This window comes from Aeromonas sp. QDB18, assembly GCF_027705325.1.
Taxonomy (GTDB): Bacteria; Pseudomonadota; Gammaproteobacteria; order Enterobacterales; family Aeromonadaceae; genus Aeromonas; species Aeromonas caviae.
Window position 1 is genome coordinate 1 of the sequence record NZ_JAPDBQ010000223.1, and the last position, 3,933, is coordinate 3,933.

At 50.8% G+C, this 3,933-nt stretch carries 2 protein-coding genes; one reads left to right on the plus strand and one right to left on the minus strand.

Annotated elements, in window-relative coordinates; translation table 11 throughout:
• Positions 1-109: 109 nt before the first annotated feature.
• A complete protein-coding gene (locus OKC30_RS20120; RefSeq protein ID WP_001143760.1) occupies positions 110-3,115 on the minus strand; it encodes a Tn3-like element Tn3 family transposase in 3,006 nt (1,001 codons plus the stop codon).
• Between the two features lie 163 nt (positions 3,116-3,278).
• Here OKC30_RS20120 and OKC30_RS20125 point away from each other — a divergent pair, with 163 nt between their 5' ends.
• Positions 3,279-3,836 (plus strand): recombinase family protein, encoded by a 558-nt coding sequence (locus tag OKC30_RS20125; protein ID WP_001235713.1) that lies wholly within the window; start codon positions 3,279-3,281, stop codon positions 3,834-3,836.
• Positions 3,837-3,933 lie beyond the last annotated feature (97 nt).

Sequence of the window (3,933 nt, forward strand, 5' to 3'; positions counted from 1 at the left end):
AAGCCCTACACAAATTGGGAGATATATCATGAAAGGCTGGCTTTTTCTTGTTATCGCAATAGTTGGCGAAGTAATCGGGGTCTGACGCTCAGTGGAACGAAAACTCACGTTAAGCAACGTTTTCTGCCTCTGACGCCTCTTTTAATGGTCTCAGATGTCCTTTGGTCACCAGTTCTGCCAGCGTGAAGGAATAATGGCCGAGCATATTGATATGTCCGTGGCAAAGCGGGGAGAGGCGTGCGATATCTTCATCATTCAGTGTTTCACCCTGCGCCCGGAGATGATCCAGGGCTGCCTGCATATAAATAGTGTTCCATAACACGACGGCGTTAGTGACCAGCCCCAGTGTGCCCAGTTGATCTTCCTGACCGTCGGTATATCGTTTTCTTATCTCACCTTTTTGACCGTGACAGATGGCTCTGGCAACGGCATGGCGACTTTCTCCCCGATTAAGCTGGGTCAGAATGCGCCGGCGGTAATCTTCATCATCAATATAATTAAGCAGATACAGCGTTTTGTTGATGCGCCCCACTTCAATGATTGCCTGAGTCAGTCCGGAAGGACGTTCACTTTTCAGCAATGAACGGACCAGCACTGAAACCTGTACTTTGCCCAGCTTCAGGGAGCCAGCGGTCCGGATCATTTCGTCCCACTGAAGGACTATTTTTCGGGGATCTGATTGCCCTCTGGCAATATCATTCAGCACGCCATAGTCGGCATCATGGTCCATTCGCCAGAAAACCGAAGCACCGGCATCAGCCAGGCGTGGAGAAAACTGGTATCCCAGCAGCCAGAAAAGGCCAAAGACAAGTTCGCTGGCACCTGCTGTATCGGTCATAATTTCGGTTGGATTCAGCCCGGTCTCCTGTTCCAGAAGACCTTCCAGCACAAAGATAGAGTCCCTCAGCGTCCCCGGTATAACGATGCCATGAAAGCCGGAATACTGATCGGACACAAAGTTGTACCAGGTGATCCCTCTGTTATTACCAAAGTATTTGCGGTTCGGTCCGGCATTGATTGTTCTGACTGGCGTAACAAAGCGCATTCCATCTGCAGATGCCACTTCTCCTCCACCCCATATCTGTGCCAGTGGCAGCGTTGCCTGAAAATCAACCAGTCTGGCATTAGCGCTGGTGATAGTTTCAGCCCGCAGATAGTTCGCTTTTGTCCAGTTCAGCCGGTGTCGGGTCAGTGCAGGAACATTTGATCTGATCAGTGGTTCCAGACCGATATTGCAGGCTTCAGCCATCAGCACGGCGCTGATGCTGACGGGCAGATCATCAACTCTGGCACTGGCTTCACTAGCATGGAAAAACTCATCAGCAAATCCGGTATGGGCGTTAATTTCGAGCAGCAACTCCGTTAAATCCACCGGAGGGAGTAGATCACTGATCATTTTGCTCAGTCGTTTCAGACTGTCCGGCTCATCAAGACTGGCGAGGGGAGAAATTGTCAACCGGGGCTTCGGGCCAGAAACATCGAGTTCGACAGCCTCATTTTCGCAAAGACGTGCAGCAACCTGTCTGTAACGACTATCAAGCTGATGACCCAGAGATTTTATTGCTTCCTGCGGGTCTGTCGGGTGCCCCAAAGAACGATAAACCTTAATCCGGTTTGCCTGCCAGTCAGCACCCTGTAGTAATCTTGCACGAGGATCTCCCCACCGGTTACTGCCGGTAACGTAGACATCCCTCCGCCTCAGACTATCCTGCAGTTTACTGAGAAAGCAGAGCGTGTATCCCCTGCGGGTGATATGTTTTTCCTTGTTAATCACCAGCCGTTTCCATGACCGACTGATAATTTCCGTTGGTGCGTCGTCAAAAAACTGCCGCCGTGAGCTGAACTCCCGGCTGAGGTAGTCACAGGCATTCAGAGTGGTAACCCCGGCAGGTGCGGATGAAAATTTAACGGTATTCAGCAGATGGGGCAGGAAACGACGAACGCGCCCGTACTGCTCCACCATTTCTTCATGAAAATTATCGTCTGAGGGCCGGGCAATTTCACGGACAAGCGTGATGATTTCAGCCAGCTTTTGCCTTGGGATGTAGCTGAACACCTCAGCACGAATCGATTCGTCCGGTGTTTCTTCTTTCAGCAGGTACGAACATGCGCTGGCGAGCGCCAATGCAGATTTATCCAGATCCTTCAGCGAGCGGAGCCGTTTTTTCTGCCCAATCTTTCTGGCGTCACGGATGATAACGGCCAGCATGGCGTCCAGAACGTCCAATGCATCATCCAGCGCCAGCGTTTCCCATGCAAGGACAAAGGCAACCAGAACCGCCATCCTTTTCTGCGGTGACATCCTGGCAATATTGAACACCGAAGTCATACCAGCATAACGTGCGAGATTTTTCAGGCGCACAGCCGGGAGTGTACTCAGGTTTTCAGCATGCAGGCCAAAATCGTTCAGAGTTTTCCAGCGTTCAATTGCTTCATTAAACGCCGGACCACTGATGGTCACAGGGCCCTTTTTCAGTGATTCCAGTAAAGACAGGCGGCTGCAATCAGTTGGCCCCAGCAGCATCTCCAGCTGTGAACGCTGTTCGGCTGACGGTATCAGTGCCAGTTTGTTCCACAGGCGCAACGTCGCCTTTTCCCTTACCTCTGAAATCAACCGGGTCAGCGTAGTGGCTCCGGGGAGAATAATACGATGTTGCATAAGCCACCCTGTCGCCAGATCGAAAAGCAGGCCAGGACGTTCGTTGCTTATCCAGCTCCGGGTATATAAAAGACGGGTAAGGCGAAATGTCCAGGGCCAGGCAAATTCACGATACTGATAGTGCTGACGTATCAGCGCTGCATGCTCACGGCGGGTATTTTCCCTCTGACCGTATTCTGCAAGAACGGTGATATCACGAATCCCGAGCTGTCTGGCGGTAAAATGCCGGACGCCGGAAGGAATATGATTCATATCGGTGAGGAAGGTGCCCAGAAAACGGACACATCCAATTTGCAGGGCAATGCCCAGACGGTTGTGATCACCTCTGCTTTTTCCGATAAATTCCTTGTCTGCTTCATCAAGGTGAAAATATCGTGCCAGCTGAAGCTCATCCGGTTCACCGGTGAATCTGCCATAGCTTTCAGTCTGCTCAGTGGTCAGAAAGTCAACGGGCATATCGGCCTCCCTGCCTGACGGGCATTTAGTAACATTTTTGCAACCGTACGAAATGTTATAAATTATCGGACATCGTAAAACTGTTACATTAATATGTCTATTAAATCGTAAATTTGTAATAATAGACATGAGTTGTCCGATATTCGATTTAAGGTACATTTTTATGCGACTTTTTGGTTACGCTCGGGTCTCAACCAGTCAGCAGTCTCTTGATCTTCAGGTCAGAGCACTCAAAGACGCAGGTGTGAAAGCAAACCGTATATTTACCGATAAGGCATCCGGCAGTTCAACAGACCGGGAAGGGCTGGATTTGCTGAGGATGAAGGTGGAGGAAGGTGATGTCATTCTGGTTAAGAAGCTCGACCGTCTTGGCCGCGACACTGCCGATATGATCCAACTGATAAAGGAATTTGACGCTCAGGGCGTGGCAGTCCGGTTCATTGATGACGGGATCAGTACCGACGGTGATATGGGGCAAATGGTGGTCACCATCCTGTCGGCTGTGGCACAGGCTGAACGCCGGAGGATCCTAGAACGCACGAATGAGGGCCGACAGGAAGCAAAGCTGAAAGGAATCAAATTTGGCCGCAGGCGTACCGTGGACAGGAACGTCGTGCTGACGCTTCATCAGAAGGGCACTGGTGCAACGGAAATTGCTCATCAGCTCAGTATTGCCCGCTCCACGGTTTATAAAATTCTTGAAGACGAAAGGGCCTCGTGATACGCCTATTTTTATAGGTTAACCTGATTACCCATGACCCTCAGCCAGCTTCAAGAGCCGATATGGCATCGGAGGGCTTGCCACGACTGCATGCCCC

Coding starts and splice junctions, on each gene's coding strand:
- OKC30_RS20120 (WP_001143760.1), bottom strand. CDS start 3,115: ATGCCCGTTGACTTTCTGACCACTGAGCAGACTGAAAGCTATGGCAGA.
- OKC30_RS20125 (WP_001235713.1), top strand. CDS start 3,279: ATGCGACTTTTTGGTTACGCTCGGGTCTCAACCAGTCAGCAGTCTCTT.